General features: G+C 46.8%; 18 protein-coding genes and 1 pseudogene. 13 read left to right on the plus strand and 6 right to left on the minus strand.

What is annotated here, in order from left to right; all coding sequences use genetic code 11:
• On the plus strand, window positions 1–190 hold a 190-nt coding region (locus BGP75_RS27520), incomplete at its 5' end, for a hypothetical protein (RefSeq protein ID WP_233153010.1).
• 35 nt (window positions 191–225) lie between these two features.
• On the opposite strand, the gene BGP75_RS22930 is transcribed toward BGP75_RS27520, so the two are convergent.
• Window positions 226–1,239, minus strand: a complete 1,014-nt coding sequence (locus BGP75_RS22930) for an IS110 family transposase (protein ID WP_076721256.1) — start codon at window positions 1,237–1,239, stop codon at window positions 226–228.
• 911 nt (window positions 1,240–2,150) lie between these two features.
• Here BGP75_RS22930 and BGP75_RS22935 point away from each other — a divergent pair.
• From BGP75_RS22935 to BGP75_RS22960, 6 genes and pseudogenes are all read left to right on the plus strand, one after another.
• On the plus strand, window positions 2,151–2,912 hold the full coding sequence (locus BGP75_RS22935; protein WP_076721257.1) for an ABC transporter substrate-binding protein: 762 nt from the start codon (window positions 2,151–2,153) through the stop codon (window positions 2,910–2,912).
• A 306-nt stretch (window positions 2,913–3,218) separates the two neighbouring features.
• Entirely contained in the window at window positions 3,219–4,547 is a 1,329-nt protein-coding gene (locus tag BGP75_RS22940; RefSeq protein ID WP_076721258.1) for an NAD(P)/FAD-dependent oxidoreductase, read from the plus strand.
• 336 nt (window positions 4,548–4,883) lie between these two features.
• Window positions 4,884–6,518 carry a quinohemoprotein amine dehydrogenase subunit alpha gene (gene peaA / locus BGP75_RS22945; protein ID WP_076721259.1) on the plus strand — a complete coding sequence of 545 codons (1,635 nt, stop codon included), beginning with the start codon at window positions 4,884–4,886 and terminating at the stop codon, window positions 6,516–6,518.
• Window positions 6,519–6,688: 170 nt separating this feature from the next.
• Complete coding sequence (gene qhpC / locus BGP75_RS22950; RefSeq protein WP_076721260.1) at window positions 6,689–7,015, plus strand: quinohemoprotein amine dehydrogenase subunit gamma; 327 nt, start codon at window positions 6,689–6,691, stop codon at window positions 7,013–7,015.
• Between the two features lie 18 nt (window positions 7,016–7,033).
• The gene (peaD, locus tag BGP75_RS22955) at window positions 7,034–8,188 is read left to right on the plus strand and encodes a quinohemoprotein amine dehydrogenase subunit beta (protein WP_076721261.1); all 1,155 of its coding nucleotides are present in this window, start codon (window positions 7,034–7,036) and stop codon (window positions 8,186–8,188) included.
• Between the two features lie 255 nt (window positions 8,189–8,443).
• Window positions 8,444–8,701, plus strand: a pseudogene (locus tag BGP75_RS22960) (LysR substrate-binding domain-containing protein); the annotation flags it as partial.
• A 63-nt stretch (window positions 8,702–8,764) separates the two neighbouring features.
• Here BGP75_RS22960 and BGP75_RS22965 read toward each other — a convergent pair.
• The gene (locus tag BGP75_RS22965; protein WP_083704997.1) at window positions 8,765–10,285 is read right to left on the minus strand and encodes an aldehyde dehydrogenase; all 1,521 of its coding nucleotides are present in this window, start codon (window positions 10,283–10,285) and stop codon (window positions 8,765–8,767) included.
• A 364-nt stretch (window positions 10,286–10,649) separates the two neighbouring features.
• On the minus strand, window positions 10,650–11,309 hold the full coding sequence (locus BGP75_RS22970) for a TetR/AcrR family transcriptional regulator (RefSeq protein WP_076721262.1): 660 nt from the start codon (window positions 11,307–11,309) through the stop codon (window positions 10,650–10,652).
• 567 nt (window positions 11,310–11,876) lie between these two features.
• Between BGP75_RS22970 and peaB the strand changes: the two genes are divergently transcribed.
• The 5 genes from peaB (at window position 11,877) to BGP75_RS22995 (ending at window position 19,098) form a co-directional block, all read left to right on the plus strand.
• Entirely contained in the window at window positions 11,877–13,310 is a 1,434-nt protein-coding gene (gene peaB, locus BGP75_RS22975; protein ID WP_076721263.1) for a quinohemoprotein amine dehydrogenase maturation protein, read from the plus strand.
• Window positions 13,311–13,354: 44 nt separating this feature from the next.
• On the plus strand, window positions 13,355–15,166 hold the full coding sequence (locus tag BGP75_RS22980) for an ABC transporter ATP-binding protein (RefSeq protein WP_083704998.1): 1,812 nt from the start codon (window positions 13,355–13,357) through the stop codon (window positions 15,164–15,166).
• Window positions 15,166–15,975: a S8/S53 family peptidase gene (locus tag BGP75_RS22985; RefSeq protein WP_083704999.1), complete on the plus strand. Its 810-nt coding sequence runs from the start codon at window positions 15,166–15,168 to the stop codon at window positions 15,973–15,975. The genes BGP75_RS22980 and BGP75_RS22985 overlap by 1 nt, the downstream gene beginning before the upstream one ends.
• 32 nt (window positions 15,976–16,007) lie before the next feature.
• A complete protein-coding gene (locus BGP75_RS22990) occupies window positions 16,008–18,089 on the plus strand; it encodes a sigma-54-dependent Fis family transcriptional regulator (RefSeq protein ID WP_083705000.1) in 2,082 nt (693 codons plus the stop codon).
• A 175-nt stretch (window positions 18,090–18,264) separates the two neighbouring features.
• A complete protein-coding gene (locus BGP75_RS22995; protein ID WP_233153012.1) occupies window positions 18,265–19,098 on the plus strand; it encodes an ABC transporter substrate-binding protein in 834 nt (277 codons plus the stop codon).
• 144 nt (window positions 19,099–19,242) lie between these two features.
• On the opposite strand, the gene modF is transcribed toward BGP75_RS22995, so the two are convergent.
• From modF to BGP75_RS23010, 3 genes are all read right to left on the minus strand, one after another.
• Entirely contained in the window at window positions 19,243–20,673 is a 1,431-nt protein-coding gene (modF, locus tag BGP75_RS23000) for a molybdate ABC transporter ATP-binding protein ModF (RefSeq protein WP_076721264.1), read from the minus strand.
• Window positions 20,674–20,885: 212 nt separating this feature from the next.
• Entirely contained in the window at window positions 20,886–22,361 is a 1,476-nt protein-coding gene (gene ilvC / locus BGP75_RS23005) for a ketol-acid reductoisomerase (protein WP_076721265.1), read from the minus strand.
• Window positions 22,362–22,705: 344 nt separating this feature from the next.
• A complete protein-coding gene (locus BGP75_RS23010; RefSeq protein WP_076721266.1) occupies window positions 22,706–23,374 on the minus strand; it encodes a 7-cyano-7-deazaguanine/7-aminomethyl-7-deazaguanine transporter in 669 nt (222 codons plus the stop codon).
• 405 nt (window positions 23,375–23,779) lie between these two features.
• Between BGP75_RS23010 and BGP75_RS23015 the strand changes: the two genes are divergently transcribed.
• Window positions 23,780–24,262, plus strand: coding sequence for a cupin domain-containing protein (locus tag BGP75_RS23015; protein WP_076721267.1), 483 nt, complete (start codon window positions 23,780–23,782; stop codon window positions 24,260–24,262).
• Window positions 24,263–24,592 lie beyond the last annotated feature (330 nt).

The following is a 24,592-nucleotide window of genomic DNA, read 5'->3' on the forward strand; positions in this document are numbered from 1 at the left end:
TTTCATTACCTGCCCCAAGCAGCGGAGCTGCTCCAGAAAATTCACAGTGCCCGTGCATGGCCAGTTCGTTATACAGAACCTGGGCTATCTTTCAATGCCAACCTCATTAGGGCTCATGTACGAGGCGTTTCAGTCAAACCTGCATTGTTGGGATGCCGTGGCAGCGGCAATCAGAACCTCTGGGCTTTAAGCCATCCCCTTTTCCGCCATCCACCACGGCAATACTCATCCAAAGGCTCGCTTTACCTCGAAAGGTACCTGCTTGCTCAGCATGTGGAAACAGGCCCGAGCCAGCTTATTCGCTACGGTCTTCTTGGCGACAAGAATATGACGCTTTGCTTTTCGTTTTTGGTAGAAGCGCTTGATCTCTGGACTCCATATTGCACTGTAATGCGCAGCTTCCATAAAGGCCCAGGCCAGGTATTTATTACCATTCTTCTTGTTGCCCCGACCCTTGATTTTTCCATTGCTGATCTTTTCGGTACTTACGCACCGTGCATATGAGGCATAGTGACCTGGGCTGGAAAAACGTTGGATGGGTCCGGTTTCCAAGGCAATGGTCGAAGCCAGAATAGCGCCCACCCCAGGAATACTGTTCAATAACTGATAGTTCTGACAAGGTATTAAGTGCTTTTGCAGCTCGAGTTCTAATTTACCAATCGCACGGTCTAGCCAACACTTTGCTGCGAGGGTGATCTGTCCGCCTAAACGAATGGGCTCGGCCAGTTTATTCGCAATAGCCTCGTTATCCAGTGCTTTGATCTGATTTGCAGAGAGGCGTTCACCCGTATGTCTAGCAATCAGACTTTGCAAACTCAGATGGTGCAGTGTTCTCTGCCGCACCAACAACATGCGTCGGCGTAATAAATCCCGTACTGCACGGTGCTCTCGGGGTTGGATGTAACCTTCAGGCAAGATACCAAGCCGCAGTAGGTGGGCCAGGTGTCTGGCATCACTTTCATCATTGCTGTGTTTAATGCCGGTGTACTGTGGAATGGCGCCAGTGTGTGCAAGGCGCACATCAAAACCCGCATCCATTAGGCCGTCGACTAGCCAGTACCAATTGTAGGTGGACTCCACAACACAGGCCAAAAGCTCGGATCTAAATGGATAAAGTGATTCAGTGATCGTGGTCAGATCATTGGGGAGGCGTTGTTCATACTGTACACAGTCGTGATCATCCGTTACCGAAATCACACTATTGTTGGCATGTAGGTCAATTCCGCAATAAAGTGTCATGGTCGTCTCCTTTTTCAGGTGCTTCGTTGCTGTGCTTACTACAACGAATACCACCTGAACTAGGAGGCGGCTAGAGGATTATCAGAGAGATTATATTTTGACCAGAATCTTATATACCCCTTTGATACTCATGTAGCTTGACTCCCGTAGTCCAGTCCCTGTGTGTGCTGGTCGTGATCAGATATTAAGTGATAATTATTTAAGTCTTTGATATATAGGGCTGTTCAATAGTAAGACCTACAGGGTATCTAATATTAAAGCTCTACTTCTAAGATTCGATTAATACTTTTTTGTGCTTATTATTGCCGAAAAGTTTTAGGCCATCTTGGATTAATACGTGTTGTTGATCGTTTTATTTCGCCCCGCCGGGCGAGTAACTTTGCTTGGCGCGGCACTCTTTGTTATGAATCATTAGTCAAAGCGCGCTGTAGTCTTTGCTGATGGCTAAATCGGCCCCTGATTATTTGATGTGCTATGAAGCAAGGTTACTTGGGCCGCTTTAGAGCGAACCTGTTTATTCCGGCGGTTTTGTGGTTGCTCCGCGGTTCAGAAGGGTGTAGATCAACACTTCTCGTGTAATCTCCAAAAATAGAGATAAAAGCTAACCGTTGGCAGCAAATCGCCTTCCCCTATACCCTGACCCCCATACCGTACTGGAATTTGATTTCAGCAGCAGTGAATGTAATTTGCAAAAAACTGAGTGCTTCAAGAGCGCTTACTTAGCTTTCTAAGCAAGGCCGCTTTTGCTAGTCACCAACCTGGCTGCTTTCTAACAGCCTCTTTTCAACTACAATTATTCCAGATGTGTCGCTCCTGCATTCTTGATTGGAAGGGCTAGGGGCTTATTGTCATTGTTAGAAGGACGCTTTATCAACGGACAAAGGAATCTCTACTATCATCGTGGTTTAAACATGATATTTCTCCGAAGTCTTTTTATCTGCCTATCACTGCTGATCTCTTCTATCGCTTCCGGTCAAACTGTTCAAGAAATTACCTGGATGACTGAGGAATACCCACCACTGAATTACACGAAAAACGGACTCAGAAAAGGAATATTTGTAGAGGTTCTGGTGGAAATATGGAAGAAGCTTGGAATAGAAGCCTCTGCTGATGATATTCAAGTGCTGCCATGGGCTCGCTCGTACAGGATACTGGAATCGACCCCAGGAACCGCGTTGTTTGCCATGAGTAGAACGGAAGGGAGAGAGTCCCTGTTCAAATGGGTAGGTCCTATCAATATTACCCCTATTGGAATCATTGCAAAAAAATCAAAGAACTTTAACTTTCAATCTATTGAGCAAATTAACCAAAGAATCCCTTCAGGAAAATTAGGTGTAGTCAGATCAGACTCCGGGGAACATTATTTTTTAGACAAAGCGGGCTCATCAGAACTTATTGACTATCATCCTACTGGGGAACTTTTGATCAAAATGCTTGATAAAGATCGGGTCGAAGCAATCTCCTATTCTTATGGCACTGCGTTGTTTTTAATGCGGGATAACAATATCGACTCATCTGAGTACAGCCTGGTCTACCCACTCACCGAACAGGGGCAAGGGTGGTTTGGTTTCAATCGGGAAACGAATCCAAAGACAATAGTGCTTATTCAAAAAGCGTTGGATGAGCTGATTGTAGAAGGTGTTATTGAAAAAATTCAGGCTAATTATCGATGAAACTTTGCAAAAGTTATATCTGATTTTCCTCTTTGCTGAACCAGATCCCATATCACTGAGTGTTGGCTGGTGAAATTCGATGTAATGGAGTCTAGGATTTGATACAGCTGTCCGTATGAAACTGAAACAACTGTATCGTTCTGAGCCGTAATCTTATCCTTAATCGCCAGGAATACTGGACTAGGTCTTGGCGTGATTGTTGCCTAACCTATGATGATGCTTAAGGTCAGAAAACCAGTATGAATGGCCTCTGTGTGTAGTTACAGTAAAATAGATTTGTTTTTTTTGCTTATGTGATTGGTGCTAATGGATACCTCCCAGCTTGATATCATGGTTCTAGGCGGTGGCCCTGCGGGTGCAGCGACGGCCTTGGGTTTAGTGCAATTGGGCTACCGTGTTGGCTTGGCAACGGAGTCTCGGCCGTTTGCGGCAATGGAGGGTATTTCGCAACGGGTTATCGATGGATTGCGGGGGGCTGGATTGCACCGTGCTTTAGCAACACTTCCTGAGGCTTCTTCACGACAGGTGACCTGGAATGGCAGTTCCAGCAGTGCCAATCAGGAAACACTGGTCGATCGACAGCGATTTGATCTGGCAATCCTGGAGGATCTGAGACAAGGAGGTGTTGAAGTTTTCGAAGCAAGGGTGAGCTCCATTAAGGAGGATGAAGATGGTTGGAGCCTCAGCCTTCAAAATAATGGGCAAAACCATCAGTTAACTGGCCGCTTTATGGTCGAAGCCCGGGGGCGTAGTGCTCCGGCTATGGGTATTACAAAAACCAAAGGACCCGATACGCTTTCGTTGCTGCAATATTGGCAAGGACCCTGTAAAAAGCCGTTTTCTGCCGTGGAAAGCTTTGAAGAGGGTTGGGCCTGGATGGCTGCTGGAAAGGATGGCCGTCGATATTTGCAGCTAACCCTTGATGCCAAGAGCATTGAGCTGCCATCAAAAGCGGAACTTCCACGTTTCTGTGAAGCTCGATTTCGTCACTTAAAGCAGGCGGTTCCTTTTATCGAAGATGCCGTTGCTACGGATCAGGTGCTGGCTCGAACCAGTGCTTCGGTGCTTTATAGTGAGGTCATAGGTAAGAACTGGATAAGAGTGGGGGATGCCGCTATGGCCGTAGACCCGCTGTCAGGTAATGGTATCTTCCAAGCTCTCTCCAGTGCGCTCATCGCTCCAGCCGTAGTGAATAGTTTATTAAAAGATTCTGGCGTCGTGGAGATCGCTCAGCAGTTTTATCAGGATCGTGTTTCGACTCTGTTTTATCGTTTTGCTCGTATAGGTCGAGACTTCTATAAAATGGAAACAGGTTGGGCGAATCAAGCGTTCTGGCAGTTACGCAGTGCCTGGCCTGACTCGCAAGAAGTCCATGCCACTGTCGAGCCGGGAAGTTGGCGTATTGAACATCGCCCGGTTGTTGATCAAGGAATGATTCGAATGGTCGAAGTGTTGGTTACACCTGATCAACCCCTGGGGATATGGCATCTGCAAGGTATTGAGCTGGCCTCTGTTATGAAGGTGCTTGCAGCTTTACCGGATAATCCTACTGGTGAGCTTGAGAGAGTGCTGGGTTTTAGCCGCCAGCAAGCTGAGCAAGTTTATCGCTGGGTTCAGTCACAGGATTTTTTCTAATGAACAGGTTCTTATCCACAGGGCGTTGTATTTGGGACTTATGACTCCAGGGATAGCCTTTATCATTACCTCATTACCTCATTACCTCATTACCTCATTACCTCATTACCTCATTACCTTAAGCTGCCCTCCTTTTATCTCGGACAGTTGTCTCATTTTTAGTCAACTGCTTCTGTCTTGAGACAGTCCTAATTGGCATGATTGTTAATTAATCGCTTGAAAATAAACAATAAATTTAATTGGCGTGCTCCTTGCTATACCAAATACAGGTTGGATTGTAATGGGCTGGCATCAGGCTGGTTCCGACAACAAGCATAAGAAGGAGGTCTGGCCTAGATGAAAATAACAAGACTCTTACCTTGGGTGATTGGTGCTGCTACAGCAGTAGCATCGTTATTACCGATTCAGGCTTCAGCAGAAGCAGATGCTGAACAAATAGTTCGTAACAGTTGCTTATCCTGTCATACCGATGAGGGCTCATCGGCACTACCGCAGTCAAAAGGGCAAAAATCCGCACCCCAGTGGAGCCGAATAAGTCATCAGCGAAAAACACCGGAAGGTTGGCTGATGAGTATCGCTCGAATGCAGGTGATGCACGGACTAATTATTTCCGATAATGATCGCCGCACTTTAGTTAAGTATCTGGCTGATCGTCAGGGCTTGGCTCCAGAAGAGACGACAGGTTTCCGTTATGCCATGGAGCGTCGGCTTAATACCCAGGAGAGTTTTGAATCTGAAGAATTTACCCAGATATGTGCTCGCTGTCACTCCGGCGCTCGCGTCGCGTTGCAACGCCGTCCTGCTTCCGAATGGGAGCATTTAGTGCACTTTCACTTGGGACAGTGGCCGACCATTGAATATCAGGCTATGGGTCGTGATCGTGATTGGTTGGGGAGTGCATTGAACAGCATGGTGCCTCAACTGGCAAAACAGTTTCCTTTAGAGTCCAAGGTCTGGAGTGATTGGCAAAGCGCACAAAAGCCTTCTCTTGCAGGAAGCTGGCGCTTTGCCGGTAGCGCAGCAGGTAGAGGGGATGTTGAAGGTTCCATGTCTATTACCGGTTCTGATGAGAAAGGCTATCAGTTGGAGTTAATGGGATCTTATGCCGACGGGACTGCATTTAAAGGTCGTGGTCAGGGGATTGTCTACACAGGCTATGAGTGGCGAGCCAATCTTAATATAGCGGGTGTTGCTATGCGCCAGGTCTTTGCCGCCAGTAAAGATGGCAGCCGCCTTGAAGGACGCATGTTTGAGGCGCTCCATGACGAAGTGGGTATGGATATTAGTGCTTTGAAAGACACTGGCGTTACCAATCAAATATTGACAGTTCAACCGAGCTATATCAAAGCGGGTGAGACGCAAAAACTCACCATTGTGGGCAATAATCTTAAAGGCAAACTTTCTTTAGGTCAGGATATTCAGATCAGTAAAGTGCTTGAAAAGGGCAAAAACAAAATACTTGTTGAAGTCCGTGCCGATACAAAAGCAAAACTGGGTGGCCGATCTGTAACTGTAGGGAAAAGCAAAGGGGGAGATCTACAGGTTTATGATCGAATAGCCAGCATCCAGGTTGTACCGAATTTCTCAGTGGCAAGAGTTGGTGGCAATGGAGGTTCAACACCCAAGGTCACTTCTGCATTTCAAGCTGAAGCCTGGGCTCCGGGGCTGGATGGCAAAGCTGGAACCGATGATGATCTTCGAATTGGATTTATCCCGGCGAGTTGGCATGTAGAGCCTTTTGATGAAGCGGCTAAGGCCGATAAAGACACTCGTTTTGCTGGAACAATGGATGCAACCCGTGGTGTTTTTAGTCCCGCGCTTGCAGGTCCCAATCCGGATCGACGCATGTCCACCAATAATGCGGGAAATCTTAAGGTAGTCGCCAAATTGACAGATGGAGACACTACTTTGCAAGCTGAAGGACAGTTGATTGTAACCGTGCAACGCTGGAATAACCCTCCGCTGCCTTAGGCACTTTAGGCATAACCCTAAGGGAATGACCTAAGAAGCATGATCTTAGAAGCATGCTTTTAACCACAAGTGCTCTGAACTAACGTTTCAACATAAAAGATTAAGATTTGAGGTGGTATTCGAGCGCTCAGCTCTACTATCTCGGTATCTCGTCCAGGAGGGCGATAGTTATGAAACACCTGAAACCTGTTAATCAGAAGGCTGACGCTTTAAGCAAAGCCGCTACAGACAATCAAGTCGATGAAGTCATTGCCATGCAAAGTGTTGCAGGCTGCACCGCAACGACTGATCCTGGCTGGGAGATTGATGCCTTTGGCTCGGTTACTTCTTTGTGTCAGCCGATGGAATCGGATCTTTATGGTTGTGCAGATCCCTGTTGGTGGCCCGCACAGGTCCCTGACATGATGAATACCTATCCTGATTGGAATAAAGATGCACCGAGTGCGGGTGAGAACTGGCGTAACCTGGGTGATGTGTTCCCTAAGAGCAAAGACTAATCAAGCAGGAAGAAAATCATGAACTTGATAACACTGAAAAACAAAAAGAATGGTCGATTGGTCCTTCCTCTGGTCAGCTTGTTTTCCTTGAGTATATTGATTGGAGGTGTTTCTGAGTCAGTAGAAGCGAAGACTAATCAGCGTCTCGTCGTAGGTAATGAATATATGTTGGTGACGAATTATCCCAACAACCTTCATGTGCTTGATCTTGCAACAGAGAAGGTAATGAAAACCTGTCAGTTGCCTGATGATTTTGGACCTGGCGCTATTAAAGTATCGCCTGATCATAAGACAGCCTACGTACTTAATAATCACTATGAAGATATTTACGGCATTGATATGGATAGCTGTGATGTCGTATTTACTGCCCGTCAGTCCAACGGTAATGAGCGAGTAAAAAGTATTTTCTCATTTGCGGTGAGTCCTGATGGTAAGGAACTCTACACCATTCAAAATCCAACCTTACTGAATAAGGATCATTATCGTATCCAAGAACCCAGACTGGCGGTGTATGACACGAAAGGTGGTCTGGATGCCAAGCCTATAAGGAGTTTTCCGGCTCCACGGCAAGTCACGGTGATGTCGGTAGCAGAAAATGGAACCCTGTTGATGGCTGGTGAAGACTTCTATGCAGTGGATGTTAACACGGGAGAGAAAACAGTCGCCCTGGCTAATCGAAACTGGCAGCGACCTCTCTATGCCGCGCCTGATGTACTTAACGCCTGGCCAATGGATACTGCCAATAACGAGTTCCTGAGTCTCTATACAACAGCTCGTTTTCAGGATGAGACCATGGATCTTAATTCTGCGGAATGGATTTATGGATTCCACACGATTGATCTGAAAACGGGGAAGGCAGAGAGTATCGATTTCGGGCCGATCACTGAAATATACTTTACAGGTATGCGAAACCCTGCTGACAGCAATATCGTCTATGGGGTTCTTAACCGCCTGGCTAAGTATGACATCAGTAAAAAAGAGATGATCAATGCTGCACCTCTTGATCACTCCTACTACTGTATTGCAATGAATGACAAGGGTACCAGAGTGTACTTGGCTGGTACTTTTAATGATGTTGCTATCTATGATGCAGATAGCCTGGAAAAGACGGGGAGTATCAAATTACCGGGAGGTGATATGGCTATCACTACCGCTCAGGTATTTAGACGCTAGTCTAAAAGTTCTTAATAAAGTTCGTCATAAAACAGGGCCTTGTTGTTAGCAAAGGCCCTTTTTTCGTTGTTTACTCCTGGGTCAGAAAATCAAATAGAATATGGTTAAACAAGTGGGCGTTTTCCAGATGCGCGTTGTGAGAGCAACCAGGCATCACCGCTAGACTGGCATCATTGATTTCCTGCCACAACATATAGGGTTTGGTTTTACCCCGATTTGTCGGACACCTAGTTAAGAGTAGATAAGCAGCACCAATGTTATCTTTCCAGGCGCTATGAGAACGCTTTTTCACATACGTTAAAATCGATGGTGGTGGAACGACTGGGCTTTGCCTGGCTACCAAAGTCATCAATTGTTGCAGATCTGGCCGATGGAAAACTGTGCAGGGCAGGGGATGAAAGTTGGGACATTAGCTTTGATATTCGTCTGTATTATCATCATAGTGCCAGTACGGTCAGAGAGAGGGCTGTATTGGAAACTTCGATGGAAATGGCCGCTGAATTATTTAGCTGAACAGAGTTTGGCATCTGTAGATACCAAGCTCTGTTAAACGAACGTATTCACAAATTTTGTCGACTAGACAGACATCAAGACTGTTTTTACTTCAGTGTAATGCTCTATAGCTTCTGCCCCCATCTCCCGGCCTAAGCCCGATTGCTTGTAGCCACCAAAGGGAAGAGCAGGATCTAAAGCGGTATGACAGTTAACCCAGACGCTTCCAGATTGAATCTTCGGAATCATTCGATGGACTTCTGAAAGGTTGTTGGACCAGATGCTGGCTCCCAGGCCATAGGGGGAATCATTTGCCAGTCTGATGACTTCATCAGTGTCTTCAAAGGGTATAGCGACTAATACCGGACCAAAGATCTCTTCCTGTACAACTCGCGCGTTGTGGTCAACATCTGCCAATATGGTTGGCTTTACGAAGTAGCCGCTATCGCCTGCGCGACCTCCCCCCGTCACTATACTTGCACCCTGTGAAAGGCCATCGTCAATATAGCCGCAGACTCGATCCAGCTGTTTTTGGGATACCAAAGGACCCAAGTCAACAGTTGGGTCCAGCCCATGTCCTAAGGTCATTCCTTCTGCAATAGATGCTATGTCCGCTACAGTGTTGTCAAAGATTTTCTTGTGGACGTAGAGACGGGAACCCGCACAGCAGACCTGTCCTGAGTTAAAGAAAATCCCCGTTGCTACACCGGCAGCCGCTTTAGTTATATCGGCATCGGGCAGTACGATTGCGGGGGATTTTCCTCCCAGCTCAAGAGTCACCCGGGTCATATTATTCATTGCGGCTTTGCCAATCAGCTTGCCCACTTCGGTTGAGCCGGTGAATGTAAGCTTGTTAACTCCCGGATGTTTAGCGAGTGCGTCGCCTGCAACAGCTCCGTCTCCGGTGACAATGTTTACCACACCGGCTGGGTAACCGGCTTCTTGAATCAGCTCGCCTAAACGCAAGATGCTAAGAGGTGTCTCTTGTGCTGGTTTGATTACGAAGGTGCAGCCGGTAGCCAGTGCGGGACCAAGCTTCCAGACGGCCAAAAGTAGTGGAAAATTCCAGGCGATAATTGCACCAACGACCCCAACCGGTTCGCGGCGAGTGTAACCGTGCAGTACCGCATCTGGCATATAGGGTATTGAGATATCTACGCTACGTCCTTCAATTTTGGTTGCCCAACCAGCCATATAACGGAGGAAATCAATAGCCAGGGTGATATCTACATGCTGGGCAACAATGGCTGTCTTGCCATTGTCGATGGATTCAATTTCTGCCAATTCCTCAATATTCTGTTCCATCAGATCCGCCAATCGCCACAACAAGCGTTCCCGTTGAGCGGGTCGCATACGACTCCATTCTGAGTCCTCAAACGCTTTGCGGGCTGCGGATACTGCGCGATCAATATCCTGGGCATCACCGCTAGGGGTCCGAGCAATTTCTTCTCCGGTTGCCGGATTGATTACACCAAGTGTGCTGCCACTGACTGCTTCAGTCCATTCTGAACCAATCAGCATTTTATGCTGTCTGGCGATAAATTCCGCCACCTTAGGGCTGGGGGCTGTGTTGGAATGGCCTGTGTTGGAATTGTTAGTACTCATAGGTTCTGCCTTTACTGTTTTTATTAATAGCTATATCGATCTGAATCTGCAGGTGCTGACTCAATCGGGTATACAGAGCTATCGCAGGAACCATGCCAGCTATACGATTGCTGGATTTTCTGAGTTAACTGTCTGAAATTATTCGCTTATTTAGATGTGGTTGGTTGAACGGGGCTGTGGTGCGTTTGTTGTGTGTGTTTTAAGTCGAGACGGTTGTTTTATTATGAATCACTTTTGAAGGTCCTGATCCTATTGTGAAGGTTCTGATCCTATGTAAAGACCATGGCCTTATAAAGTCCCAGGACAGTGAAGGGATGGTTGCTTACTTACGTACTTACTTCTATGAACGAAGGGGCTCCAGATATTAAGGAACAGCTAATCCTGAAATATCTTCGGCAGTGATGGTTGTCACTAAATGCAAAAAACTGCTAGCTGCTATATTACTGATGCTAGAGCGCTGGCTGGACCAGGGTTTTTCAAAGCCGACGAAGGGTGTTAAACCTTCCATGGAGGCTGAGACAAACAATGCCACCTGTTGTCTATCCTGCTCATTAAGTGCCGGGTTTAGGATACAGATAAGATCATTCAGTACTGCACGGGCCTTGATATAAAGCTCGTCCATTCGTTCTGCCGCATAGCTGTCATGGTTGGACAGGGCCCAGAGTTCGGGGAAAAAGTGGGTTGTTTCCTGAGTCCCCAAGTCTTCAATGATGAACCGGATAATGGCTACAAACTGCTTTTCTGGTGAGGCTCCAGCATCCTGTCTGACTTTATCAAACTCCTCTATGTAGCTTTCGATGACGCTGTTAAGGAGATCTCTGAGTAAATCCTGTTTATTGGAATAGTAGTAATTTAGATTGCCGACACTGATACCGGCACCGGCAGCAACTTTACGCAATGTGAGGTTGTGGTAGCCGCTGCTAATCATCAGATCACGAGCTGATTGAAGAATTTTCAGCACTCGCTCTTGGCCTTTGGAAAAAGCTGCCGTGCCGGGTCTTACCTGTAACTGAATTTCACGCATAAATGATTCGACTAATGTCAGGTTCCTTAGCTTCCGTATCTAATTGATGAACAAGTCCTTTGATCTAAAGAGAACATAATGGTTTGAATTTTATCCTAAATTCGTCACTGCTGTTCAACTTATACGGTTAAGCACTGCTATATGCTCTGTTCTTTGTTTTATAGATAAATATCATTTTTTGCTAAAAAATAGTACAAGCGACCTATATTTTATTCATTTATGGTGCTAAGGTAAATTCATTATAGGTCGCGTGTACTAATAAATATAAAGCGAGTGTACTAGTTATGATTTATCCTCTCCTTAGATCGAATAGCGTGAGTTTACGCTTCTTTGAGGCTATCTTGTTCAGTCTTATTGCTCCCCCATTTCTGCTAACTCCCGCTTCCGGCTGGAAGCTCAGGCACAGGCTCAATCGAAAGACTGGTTGGTGACTCAACACTAATACTGTTTTGTTCGAGCGCAGATTGTTCAGGCAAGGGGACCAAAACCTCTTTCCAGCAGCGTTTTTAAGTTCATCCTAACTTGATTTGAGCATTCTTGTCCTTTTCAGATATCACTGGAGTTCCCATGGGTACGCAATTGAAACTGGTAGATAAAAATCTGCACGAAGTTGCTGTCGATGCTAAACGCATGCTGTTTCATATCCCCAGTAGTAGTCTTTTTCAGTTGGATGCTCTTTCCGGGCAAGTGATTGATTTATTCCGTCAGAAGTCAGATTTGAATTATGACTACGTCCAGCAACAGCTTAAATCTCAGTATTCCGAAGAGCAGGTAAAAGAAACTTTGCAGGAGCTGGTTTCGATGGAGATTGTCTCCGACGGAAGACCATTGACAGCGGAAATCGCTGTAAAGGAGGTCAATACTTTTCCTCTGAATACCATCGTTCTCAACGTCAATACGGGATGTAATCTCAGCTGCACCTACTGTTATAAGGAGGATTTGGATAAACCTTCTGCCGGTAAAAAAATGAGTTTTGAAACGGGTAGGAACTCCATTGATATGATGCTGCGGGAATCTCCTGACGAACCGCGTTATAACATTGTTTTCTTCGGCGGGGAGCCACTGAGTAATTTACAGTTGATTAAGCAGCTGGTGGCCTATGCCGAAGAGCGATTAGGCTCATTGGGCAAGTCTATTGATTTCACCATGACCACCAATGCAACCCTATTAACTGAAGAAATAGTTGAGTTTCTGGCGGCGCATCGGTTTGGACTATCGATCAGTATGGATGGTCCTCAGGCTATTCATGACCGTAATCGCATCACTGTAGGTGGTCAGGGGACTTACGCTGTTGTTGCACGAAAGGCCAAAATGTTGCTCTCCCGTTATCGCAGCAGGCCGGTGGGAGCCCGGGTTACCTTAACCCGGGGAACAACCGATATTGTCCAAATCTGGGATCATTTGTTCAATGATTTGGGTTTTGCTGAGGTTGGTTTTGCGCCGGTTACCTCTGGTGATATTTCCAGTTATAACCTGACCGAAGCAGAATTAGTTGAAGTCTTTACCAATATGAAAAAGCTGGGTCAGCAATATTTGGTTGCAGCGTTGGAAAATCGCAACATAGGCTTCTCAAATATGCACCAGCTTATTACTGATATTTATGAAGGCAGCAAGAAAGCATTGCCCTGCGGTGCAGGTGTTGCGTTGTTGGCAGTCGATCATGGAGGGGGACTCAATCTGTGCCATCGATTTACAGGTTCTGATCTGGAGCTGTTCGGGACAGTGGAGAAGGGGATTGATCGTGAGCGACTTTCCGGGTTCCTCAATCAAAGACTGGATCGCACTAATACCGGTTGTAGTACTTGTCGAATTCGAAATCTATGTTCCGGTGGTTGTTATCATGAAAGCTATGCACGTTATGAAGATCCTAGTATGCCCACCTACCACTATTGCGATTTGATGCGGGATTGGGTTGATTTTGGAATTGAGGTCTATACGCGAATCCAGGCAGAGAATCCGGCCTTTATTGAAAATTACATTGTTCCACGCAAGGGACATTGAATAGCCCTTATGAAGTGACGCTATTTAAGAGCACGGTGGACAGTATGGCAGAGAGCAGCCTGAGCCCTGATTGTGGTTCCAATCACCATTTGAATCAGAGTTTGAATGACAGCGAAGGGCTTTTACCGCGCGCGAACTCACAGGCAATTCGTTGGTTGTTCGGTTTTGTGCGGCCACACTATCGGGCTATTTTGCTGTTGCTGCTGCTTTCAGTCTCTGCCACTTTACTGGTACTGGTGCAGCCATATTTAACCAAGCTGATGATTGATGAGGGTTTGTTGGCGCGGGACTTTCAACGGTTACTAGTGCTAGCGGCAATACTGTTGGCTATTGGCTTACTCTCTACGTTGCTGTCAGGTATTAATCGCTATTTTCATACTCGTTTGTCCGGACAGATTCTATTTGCGCTGCGGGAGTCTGTTTATGGACATTTACAGAAGTTATCACCGGTGTTTTACAGTAAGCACCGAACAGGGGATATTCTCTCACGCCTTGATGGTGATGTAGCCGAGATTCAACGATTTGCTGTAGACGGCCTGTTTTCGGCAGTCAGCGGTATTCTGGGGTTGGTTGGATCTGTGGCAATGCTGTTATGGCTTAACTGGCACCTGGCCCTTGGAATGCTGCTGTTGATTCCATTGCAACTGGTTTACCTGCGCTACATGCGTCCTTTGGTGCAAAAGCGGACACGACGACTAAGAGAGCGTTCAGCAGATATTTCTTCGTTTCTTGTTGAGACATTTGGCTTGATGAAGTTTACCCAGTCTGTCGGGGCGGAAGGGCGAGAGGCAGAGAAACTTCAGGGGCTTAATAGAAACTACCTACAGGAGCTACTTGGTCTACAGGTAATGGAATTCGCAGCCAATACGATCCCCGGTACCCTGACTACTCTTTTTCGGGCGGCGGCCTTTCTTATCGGTGGTTATGCTGTAATTCGCGGTGAGATGGAATTAGGCGCCTTAATTGCCTTTACTGCCTATCTGGGCATGGCCGTAGGACCCGTGCATACGCTGCTAGGGCTTTATATGGCTATCCAGCGGTTGCAAGTCAGCTTAGATCGGGTTTGCTCATTAACTCAAGTACAGCCTTTGGTACAGGACTTAGGCCGACACACATTAGCTAAAGGCCGTATTGGATCGTTTAATCATGGACAATTCAGGCATAGAGAGAGTGGCCATGGAAAAATTAATCATGGAGAAATACGGTTAGAGAATATCGGCTTTAGCTACCCTGGAACTGAGAGTGACCGCGTATTTGAGCGTGCCAATGCTCATTTTCCAGAGGGGGCTCGTATTGGTCTTGTTGGGCCTTCAGGAGTAGGAAAGTCCACTTTAGTGGATTTGCTGCAGCGCTATTATGAACCGGACACAGGTCGTATTTTGCTCAGCGGTATCGATCTGCGTGAGTTACCTTTAGCTGAATTGCGACAGCGAATTGTAGTGGTTTCGCAAGAAGTTGCCGTTTTCAATGGATCAATTGAAAGCAACGTTCGTTATGCCAATCCTGATGCTTCAACGGATGCGGTAAACCAGGCTGTTAAGCAGGCTGGTCTGGATTCATTTCTTCAGCAGCTACCTGATGGGCTGCAAACTCTGATCGGAGAAAGGGGGGCGAGACTTTCGGGTGGTCAAAAACAGCGCCTCTCAATAGCCCGTGCATTGTTGCAGAATCCTGATGTGCTTATTTTGGATGAAGCAACTTCAGCGGTGGATGCTGATACCGAGCGTCATATTCTCAATGCAGTACAGGAGCTGTTTTGTAACCGAACAATCGTGGTTATCAGCCATCGGGAAAGTACGCTTGAGGATATGGATTTTGTCCTTCGCATTGATAATCACAAACTGGTGTCAGAATAATGAAGACTATAAGGGTTGTGAAATCGGGGGGAGAGTGGAGCAATCTGGCTTCAAGGACTCTATCCGGATCTTTAACGGAGTCTCCAGGTGGACCGTTAATTGGATTACTCGACTCCGGGATTGCTGCTCATCAAACCTCTCATTTGGTTGAGGCGCGAAGTTTCGGTGTTTCTTCGGAAGCAAACCAGTCGAGACGAGACTTCCAAGATTTATTAGGTCACGGTTCCACATTGGCTCAGATCCTTGTTGATCAAGTACCCAACGTACAGATTTGTATTGCACGTATTTTTGATCGTCGTTTAGCCACCAGTGCAGAAAATGCGGCCAGGGGCATAGACTGGCTGGTTTCTTGTGGTGTTCAAGTTATTAATCTCAGCTTTGGCTTACGTCAGGATCGAACGTCGTTGGCTCTGGCTTGTGATCGCGCTTTGGAAGCGGGTGTCGTGCTAGTGGCCTCATCTCCTGCGATGGGTGAGATCGTTTATCCAGCCCGCTATCCCGGGGTGATTCGGGTCACTGGGGATGCTCGGTGCCAGCCGGGAGAACACTCCTGGAGCCCTTCAAATCAGGCGCACTTTGGCGCCTGCGTTCGAGCCGGGCATGAACGAGTCATTGGCGCCAGCGTAGCAACGGCCTATATCAGTGCGTTGGTGTGTCAATGCATCCAGGCTCACTCAGAATTCCTGTTAAATCCACAACAGCTTCAGGAGTGGTTAAGACAAAGGGCGCGATTTCAAGGGGCTCAAAAACCATTTTCGTTGGTGCCATGGAGGCGTCGGTTGACCCAGCGGGAAGATATTAAGAGCTAGCCATCAAAATCAGCGCAGTAAACAGAATAATAATGGAGACCGATCTGATGCCGGTGCATTCCAGTCCAACAGAGCCCAATCTAACAGAATCCAATCAAGCGGCACCTGCCGTAATCCACCATGTTCGCCAACTGGTCACTGATCAGGGAGTCTTGCCTGCGGGCTTATTGAGACGGGAGATAGAAACCTCTTGGAATCGATGTTTACAGCAGGGGTTGCGGCTTGATCAGAAGCTGGAGCTGCCGTTATTGGCCAGAGATGAGTTGAGAGAGGTACGTGAGCGTAACAATCGCCTGATCAGTGGTTCGGTACCGGAGATGGAAGCGCTGTGTCGCCATTTCGGTAAAAGAGACTGCATAGTGATGTTGGCTGATGCGAATGCAACGATTCTCAAGACTCTCGGAGAGAGTCAGTTTTCCGATAAAGCCTCTCGCTACTCGCTATTACCTGGTTCATCCTGGCAAGAGTCCCGGGCCGGCACCAATGCATTTGGAACTGTTTTGAAGCAAGGCAAACCGTTAATGGTACGTGGCGGCGAACATTATATAGATGCTATCAGTGGTTTCTCCTGCTCTGCGGCGCCTATTTACGATCCATTTGGTAAGATTGCCGGAGTGCTGGATGTCTCATCGTATGATGTACTGGGAAGTTGCCACAATCTGGGGCTGGTGAGTATGTCTGCCCGATTAATTGAGCACCGGCTGTTTCTTGATCACTATCAAGACAGCGTCATCCTCGCGATTCATCCTCGGATAGAGTTTGTTGGCAGCCTTTGGCAAGGACTACTGGCTTTTTCCTCTGATGGACAGCTTTTAGCAGCGAATCAGGCTGCCCAGCGTTGTTTGGAGTTAGGGCCTCTGGCGATAGAGCGCGACGATTTTATAAGCCTGTTTGGTTCAAAACTTTCTGCCGTGATTAACCTGAGTCGAGAGTCAGTCCATTCACCTTTGTTACTCCATACTACTCAAAACCTGCAAATACATGGTCGCTTGTTATCAGGTATGGACGGGGTCGAGGCTATAACGGCTGAGCCTGAATCTAGCGAAGGGTTGCAATTAAAACAAGCGCAAACTAAGCAAGTGAAACAGCCGGTTCGAAAGGCCCATAATCAAGGTATTTCTTTGGCGGGAGTGACCCTTGAGGATACAGTGCTTTCTCGTTCTGCCCAAAGAGGTGTCAAGGTGTTGAATCATCAGATACCTTTATTGCTGACAGGAGAAACAGGGGCTGGGAAAGAAGTATTAGCCAGGGCGCTGCATACTGAAAGCAATCGTAATCGTGCTGACTTTGTAGCCTTAAACTGTGCAGCTATTCCAGAAGGCCTTGTTGAATCTGAGCTTTTTGGATATCAGGATGGGGCTTTTACGGGAGCCCGCCGTGGGGGGATGAAAGGTAAAGTCTTGCTGGCTGACAAAGGAACGCTATTTTTAGATGAAATAGGTGATATGCCTTTGGATATGCAGGCTCGCCTTCTTCGTGTATTGCAGGAGCGCAGTATAACGCCCTTAGGGAGTGGCAAGATCATCCCGGTTGATCTGGCGATTATCTGCGCCACTCACAGGGATCTTAAAAGCATGGTTGCTCAAGGGAAGTTCCGTGAAGATCTTTATTATCGACTCAACGGTATGAGAATCCAAATTCCGCCGTTACGCAAGCGAAGTAATTTTGTTGGAATACTGGAGCACTTGCTTCAGATAGAAGCTGGATTCAATCACGGAATCCAGATCGATCCGTTGCTGATAAACAAACTGAAATCTTATCGTTGGCCCGGTAACCTGCGTCAATTGCAGACCCTGATTAAGACCAGCCTGGCGTTTATGGAGGAGGGTGAAAGTCTGATTAGTGAAGATCATCTGACAGAGGATTTTTTGGAGGAACTAAATTCGGGGAGGCGCAGTTTTGAGGTTAATAATGGAGCTGATATTGATACGAAAGCCCCCTCTGGAACACTCAAAAATGCTCAGACAGAGTTGATTAAACAGGCTATTGAAGAAAATTTGGGAAATATCTCAGCAGCAGCTTTATCGCTTGGAATTAGCCGGGCAACCCTTTATCGTCGTCTGCAAAATGCCGGTATAAAACGGGTTAATGACAGACAGGTATTAAATTCCTGAAAGCCTGAGGCCGAATAGACTTGTCCATAGGTGTCTTAGTGGCTTGATCCACCCTTACTTTCGAGAATGACCAGTAAGGTCTTTCCTTCATCTTATCAGTTGTCTATCTGACTGGTTTGATCTTCTAAAAGTCTTCTATACTAACCTAGCACTCATTAGTTCGAGGTCTTCAAAAATGATGACTGTTCTCAAGTTGGCCAAATTAGTTATCAATAATAAGCTGGGAAGTACTCTGCTTGGGTTATTAGTGTGTAGCTTTTCGTGGGCTGATGGTGAGATTACCAGCTGCAAATCATTGAGCGCTACAGGAAACTCTGAATATCCGCCTTATCTCTGGCGTGAAAGTCAGGATAGCAAAGTGTTATTTGGGGCTAATCGAATTGTAATGGATGAGATTGGCAGGCGCCTGGGTATACCTATTGAGCTACAGCATACTGGCCCCTGGTCCAGAGCACAGGTTGAAGTGAAGGCTGGCCGTATTGATTTGATGGCTGGTGCTTTTTATACGATACCGCGAATTCAGTATATGGATTATGTTTATCCTGCTTTTCTTAATACCACCAGTGTCGTGTGGGGAAAAAAGGGAAGAGATTTTGTTTTTAAGTCTCGCGATGATCTTATTCCTCTGCGTGGCGTAACAGTGATCAACAATAGCTTTGGTCAGGATTTTGATAATTTTGCCAAGGAAAAACTAAACATCTATACCGTAGCCAGTCTTGAACATGCCTTTAAAATGGTATCTTTTGGTCGCGTCGATTACGCCCTGTATGAAAGAAACCCGGGTCTCGCTTATGTGAAATTGCTGAAGGTGGCAGATACGGTTGAGGTTCGGGAGCCTGCTATCAGCAGTGAAGGTCTTTATCTGGGTATCTCTCATAAATCCAAATGCAATACCGGTGCTCTTCGTGGTCAACTAGCCAAGATCGTGCAGGAGATGATTGCCGAAGGTTTTATGCAAAAAGCGCTCGATCAGGGATTGGAGGATTGGGATAAGTTCGGAGGCAAGTAACTGGCTTTGCCTTAAAATATCTGCTTTTAATATATGAAATATCTGCTTTTTAATATATGAAAGTACTTACCCGCTTCTCCAGGACTGCCCGGTGTTCTCCAATACTTTGCCGGAGTATTTGATACTCCCCAATAGAAAATAATATTACAGTTTCTTTAAAGCCAGGTAATTTTCTATTCCCTTTATCTTATCTTCCGGGTGATGATTGACGTAGATAACCGCTGTTTCACTGTCTGCGCAAATCTTCTCGATCAATGCGAGAACCAGTTGACGATTCATATCGTCGAGGCCCAGGCAAGGCTCATCCAAAATTAATAGAGGAGGGTGTTTTACCATGGCCCTGGCGATCAACAACAACCGTTGGTCACCATAGGAAAGCTTGTTAAAAGGCTGATCTGCCCGGTCACTCATACCTAAAAGAGCCAGCCACTGGTTAGCAATGTCACGTTGTTTATCGGTGTATTTACTGTAAAGTCCAATGCTGTCGTAGAAACCAGAAATGATAACGTTACGCAGGCTAATACTGACCCTGTATTCCCACTGTAAAGCCGTAGAGACATAACCGATAAACTGTTTTATCTGCCAGATGCTTTCACCGTTACCCCGTTGAAAACCAAAAACGAAAATATCGTTAACGTAACACTGGGGGTGATCGCCGGTAATCAGGGACAATAATGCTGTTTTTCCGCTGCCGTTAGGGCCACTCAGTTGCCAATGCTGGTTGGGCTCGATTGTCCAGTCCAACTGGTCTATCAGTGTCAGTTGATCATATTTAATGCTGATGCTATTGAGACGTACCAGTGGTTGCTGGCTGTCCAGACGGGGGATTTCAGTATCGGGGTCGGCTGGTGGAACTTCCAGGTCTGTCGTTTTCAGGTGTAGTAGCTGGTATAGCTCGGCATAGGATTTTTCATCATCTCGACGTACCTGATGCTGTAGTTCACCGTTGTCGATATAGGCGATATGGCTGATGAAGTCAGGAAACTCATCAAATCGATTCAGTACCATGACCATTGGCACCCTATCGATCAGTGTGGTCAAGTATTGTTGCAGCATAGACAGAGTTGCGGCATCTAGACCGTCGAAAGGTTCATCCAACACCAGTAGATCAGGCTTACTGGATAGTGCTCGGATCAGCATGACCTTACGTGACTCACCAGTAGAGAGCTTACGAAAAGCACGGTCCAACAGGTACTCCAGCCCGAATTGGGTTACCAGCTCAGTCGCAGTATCCGGATCGGCACAGTCGTCGAACAGAATCTCACTGACTGGTGTACCTTCGGAAATCACATCGAGAATATCCGCATCGTCTTTCTTTCGTTCGGCTTCGATCAACTCAGCCTGGGCTTCAAAAGACACTACCCCGACCCGCGCAGGCAGGCCTTTGATACTTCCCGACAGGTTCTCGCCAGCACCGGCCAGCACGGCTGCCAGTGCGGACTTACCAGCGCCGTTGGTGCCGGTGATCACCCAGTGCTGATCGGCTTCGATTTGCCAGTCGATACCGTTGAGCAGAAAGCCCTCATCAAACTGAACGGTCAGCTTTTCTAATCGAATAGGAAAATGAGTAGTCATAGTATCGGACCGCTAAGTTTTATTGATTTTGCGATAGTCGCAGGCAAGTGGAGTAAGACTCTTTTCAGCATACAGTCCATCCATGGACATAAAAAAGCCAGGATCTGAGTCCCGGCTTTTTTGGCCTGTCCTGCCTGCGACTTCTTTCAGGCTGTCATTTGCAGGCAGCCATTTTCAGACTGCTATATACAGGCAGTTAACATGAAGACGACTTATACGATCTTCTTCATGTCAGCCATGTGGCCGCGCAAAGTCGCACCGATTGCTTCAACAGGATGTGAACGCAACGCTTCATTCACTTCGATCAGGCGAGCGTTATCTACGCCATTGTCGTCAACCGCCAGACCACGACCGATAACGTCGGTCTTGATGTCCTTCATAAAGTCGGCCAATAGTGGCAGGCAAGCGTGGTTGTACAGGTAGCAGCCGTATTCTGCAGTATCGGAGATAGTCGCGTTCATCTCGTACAGCTTCTTACGGGCAATCGTGTTGGCGATCAACGGAGTTTCATGCAGTGACTCGTAGTAAGCGGAGTCTGCGATGATGCCGGCAGCAGTCATGGTTTCGAAGGCCAGTTCAACACCGGCTTTAACCATGGCAACCATCAGGATGCCGTGATCGAAGTATTCCTGCTCGGAGATTTCAACATCGCCAGCCGGAGTCTTCTCAAAAGCAGTTTCCGCTGTTTCTGCGCGCCAGCCCAGCAGGTTCTTGTCATCGTTAGCCCAGTCTTCCATCATAGTGCGGGAGAAAGTGCCGTCGATAATATCGTCCTGGTGCTTGTTGTACAGCGGACGCATAATCACTTTCAGCTCTTCAGACAGATCAAAAGCTTTGATTTTGGCTGGATTGGACAGACGGTCCAGCATATTGGTAACACCACCATACTTCAGTGCTTCGGTGATGGTTTCCCAACCGTACTGAATCAGCTTGGATGCGTAACCTGGTTCAATACCTTCTTCAATCATCTTGTCGAAGCACAGTAGAGAACCGGTCTGCAGCATTCCACAAAGGATCGTTTGCTCACCCATCAGGTCAGACTTAACTTCAGCGATAAAGGAAGACATCAAGACGCCAGCCTTGTGACCACCAGTACCAACAGCATATGCTTTAGCCAGTGCCAAGCCTTCGCCCTTTGGATCGTTGTCTTCGTGAACGGCGATCAGGGTAGGTACACCGAAGCCGCGTACGTATTCTGCGCGTACTTCAGAGCCTGGGCACTTGGGAGCAACCATGATAACGGTCAGATCGTCACGGATCTTCATGCCTTCTTCAACGATGTTGAAACCGTGAGAATAGGACAGGCAGGCCCCTTCTTTCATCAGCGGCATAACAGCATTAACAACAGAGGTGTGCTGCTTATCGGGAGTCAGGTTCAGAACCACGTCTGCAGTTGGGATCAGCTCTTCATAGGTACCGACAGTAAAACCGTTTTCGCTGGCATTCTTCCAGGACTGACGCTTTTCAGTGATTGCTGCGTCGCGCAGTGCGTAAGATACATCCAGGCCACTGTCACGCAGGTTAAGACCTTGGTTCAGACCCTGAGCACCACAGCCGATAACAACCATCTTCTTGCCTTTCAGTGCGGCAACGCCGTCTGAAAACTCGGAGATGTCCATGAAACGGCACTTGGCCAGCTGCTCTAGCTGCTCACGAAGGGGCAGGGTGTTGAAATAATTGTTAGGCATTCTGATATTCCGTCTGATTGGGTATCTGTCCGGTTGGCAAATACGTCAAAATTTAATTGTCTACCGCTAACTGATTTGTCTTATTAGAGGAAATGTTTCTGAATCAGTATTCCATGATTTCTAATCGAGTACTTCAGTCATATCAGCTCAGGTAGAGTCTGGCAAAGTACGAGAGGCTTTGCATTATAGACTGTACCGTTACGAAATGAGCTATGTTCTTAACGAAAAGCAACGGTGCTACGCTATGGAGCTACTTTAATACAAAGTAGCTCTTTGCGTAAATTGATATATATGCACTGTTATATTTCAAAATATGAAATATAGTTTGTTGGGTGTAGCCAGAGTCAGCTAGCTTGCTGAACTCTAACGGGGAGGGCAGAGGTCGTCATATTCTTGACCAGATAATTCAACAATACTCCGTACATGGGAATGAATAGCAGCAGGCTGACCGTTAACTTAAAGCCGAAATCTACTAAGGCAATTTCAGTCCAATGTTCAGCCATAAAAGGGTCCGGGCTCTGATAAAAGGCAATGGCAAAAAATGCCAGGGTATCTAACGCATTACCTAATACCGTCGAGCAACTGGGGGCAATCCACCAACGACTGTTGTGACGAAGCCTGTTAAAGACCTGGACATCCATGATTTGTCCCAGCATATAGGCCATGAAGCTGGCAATGGCGATACGTGCAATAAACAGGTTGAACTCTGCCAGCTGGCCGAAGCCCTGGTAGACCCCTTCGTAGAATAATACCGATAACCCATAGGACAGAACGAGTGCTGGAATCATTACCCGCAGGATTATACGACGGGCCAATGAGGCACCGAATATGCGTACTGTCAGATCTGTAGCCAGAAAGATAAACGGGAAGGAAAAAGCCCCCCAGGTTGTGTGTAGACCGAAAACAGTAAATGGGAGCTGAACCAGATAGTTACTGGATGCGATGACCAGCAGGTGAAAAAAAACTAAAAATATAAGAGCGTTACGTTGCTGCGCAGAATTAATAAGATTCATTTGAAACCCTTTTTGTCATTGGGGGCGAGGGAACCCAAGCATTGTGAGAAGCCAGTAGTCGGCCAAGCGGAGGCAAATTATACAGTAATAATTTTTTTGCTGCCAGATTGTATACATTATTTGTTTGTTATGGGTACTTTTTAAAGAGACGTTATTACTACTTTCTGAAAATCTGTTCTTCGACCTTCAGGCCTGTTAATTCCAGTATGCCTGTAATTGTTGTCTTGATGTCTAATCGCTCTGAAAGCCAGAGGCTGAATGGATTTGTCCATAGGTTCCCTAAGGATCCTGAGAACATAATGGACTTATTCGAAGGTTTCCTAATATATTAATCTGATAATTAAGAAGCTATCGATAGTGTTTTATGGACAGGACTGATTAAAAGAGCCGACAAAGGAGAATCAAATGGAAGGGTATATCGTCACAAAAGAAGAAATAGACAGTTATAAGGGAGTTGAAAAGACGCATTTTCTTAATGCCAATGCCCAGAGAGTAAACAAATCTCTAGGTGATCTCACTGGCTTGAATGGATTGGGTTTTCATATCATTGAGGTACAACCGGGCCATGACACTACAGAGCCACATGTGCACTATTTTGAAGAGGAATGTATCTATGTTTTGGAGGGCGAGGCGCTGGCATCAATTGGTAGTGAAGTCTTTCCAGTAAAAGCGGGTGATTTTATTGGATACAGAGCTGGTGGGCAGTCACACAGCATTAAAAACACAGGTCACAACGTCTTCAAATGCATCGTTGTTGGTCAACGGTTAGATCATGATGTTGCTGATTATCCCGACCTAAAAAAACGTATATACCGAAACAAGGGGCAGCACTGGAATCTGGTGGATTTGGAAAATGTTGTTGAGCCAGTGGCGGGAAGAAAAGTGTAAGGGTCTTTGTTTATAGTACGAATTTCTGCCGGGTCGGTGGGGTCACTACCTCATCAGACCGAAAGCATTAAAATTACCCCTGCCGCTTAGGCACTTCCCTCGAAAGCAGCCTGCAAGCCAGGCATCAACGTCAGGTGGAGGGACAAGGCCAAAGCCCTGTCCCCTGTTATCGACTTTATATGATCGCCAACTCTGTAGCCTGAGCGCCGCTGCTGTCGGTCACGCCCAGCAAGGTCAGTTCATCCCCCGCAGCCAGGAAGCGGTCGTGATACTCACGGGTGGCGGTGGTGGCGGTGACCCATAAATCCACCACCGAGTCCTGGGCTCCGG

Origin of the sequence: Motiliproteus sp. MSK22-1, assembly GCF_001968815.1 — a bacterium.
Classification (GTDB): Bacteria; Pseudomonadota; Gammaproteobacteria; order Pseudomonadales; family Balneatricaceae; genus Motiliproteus.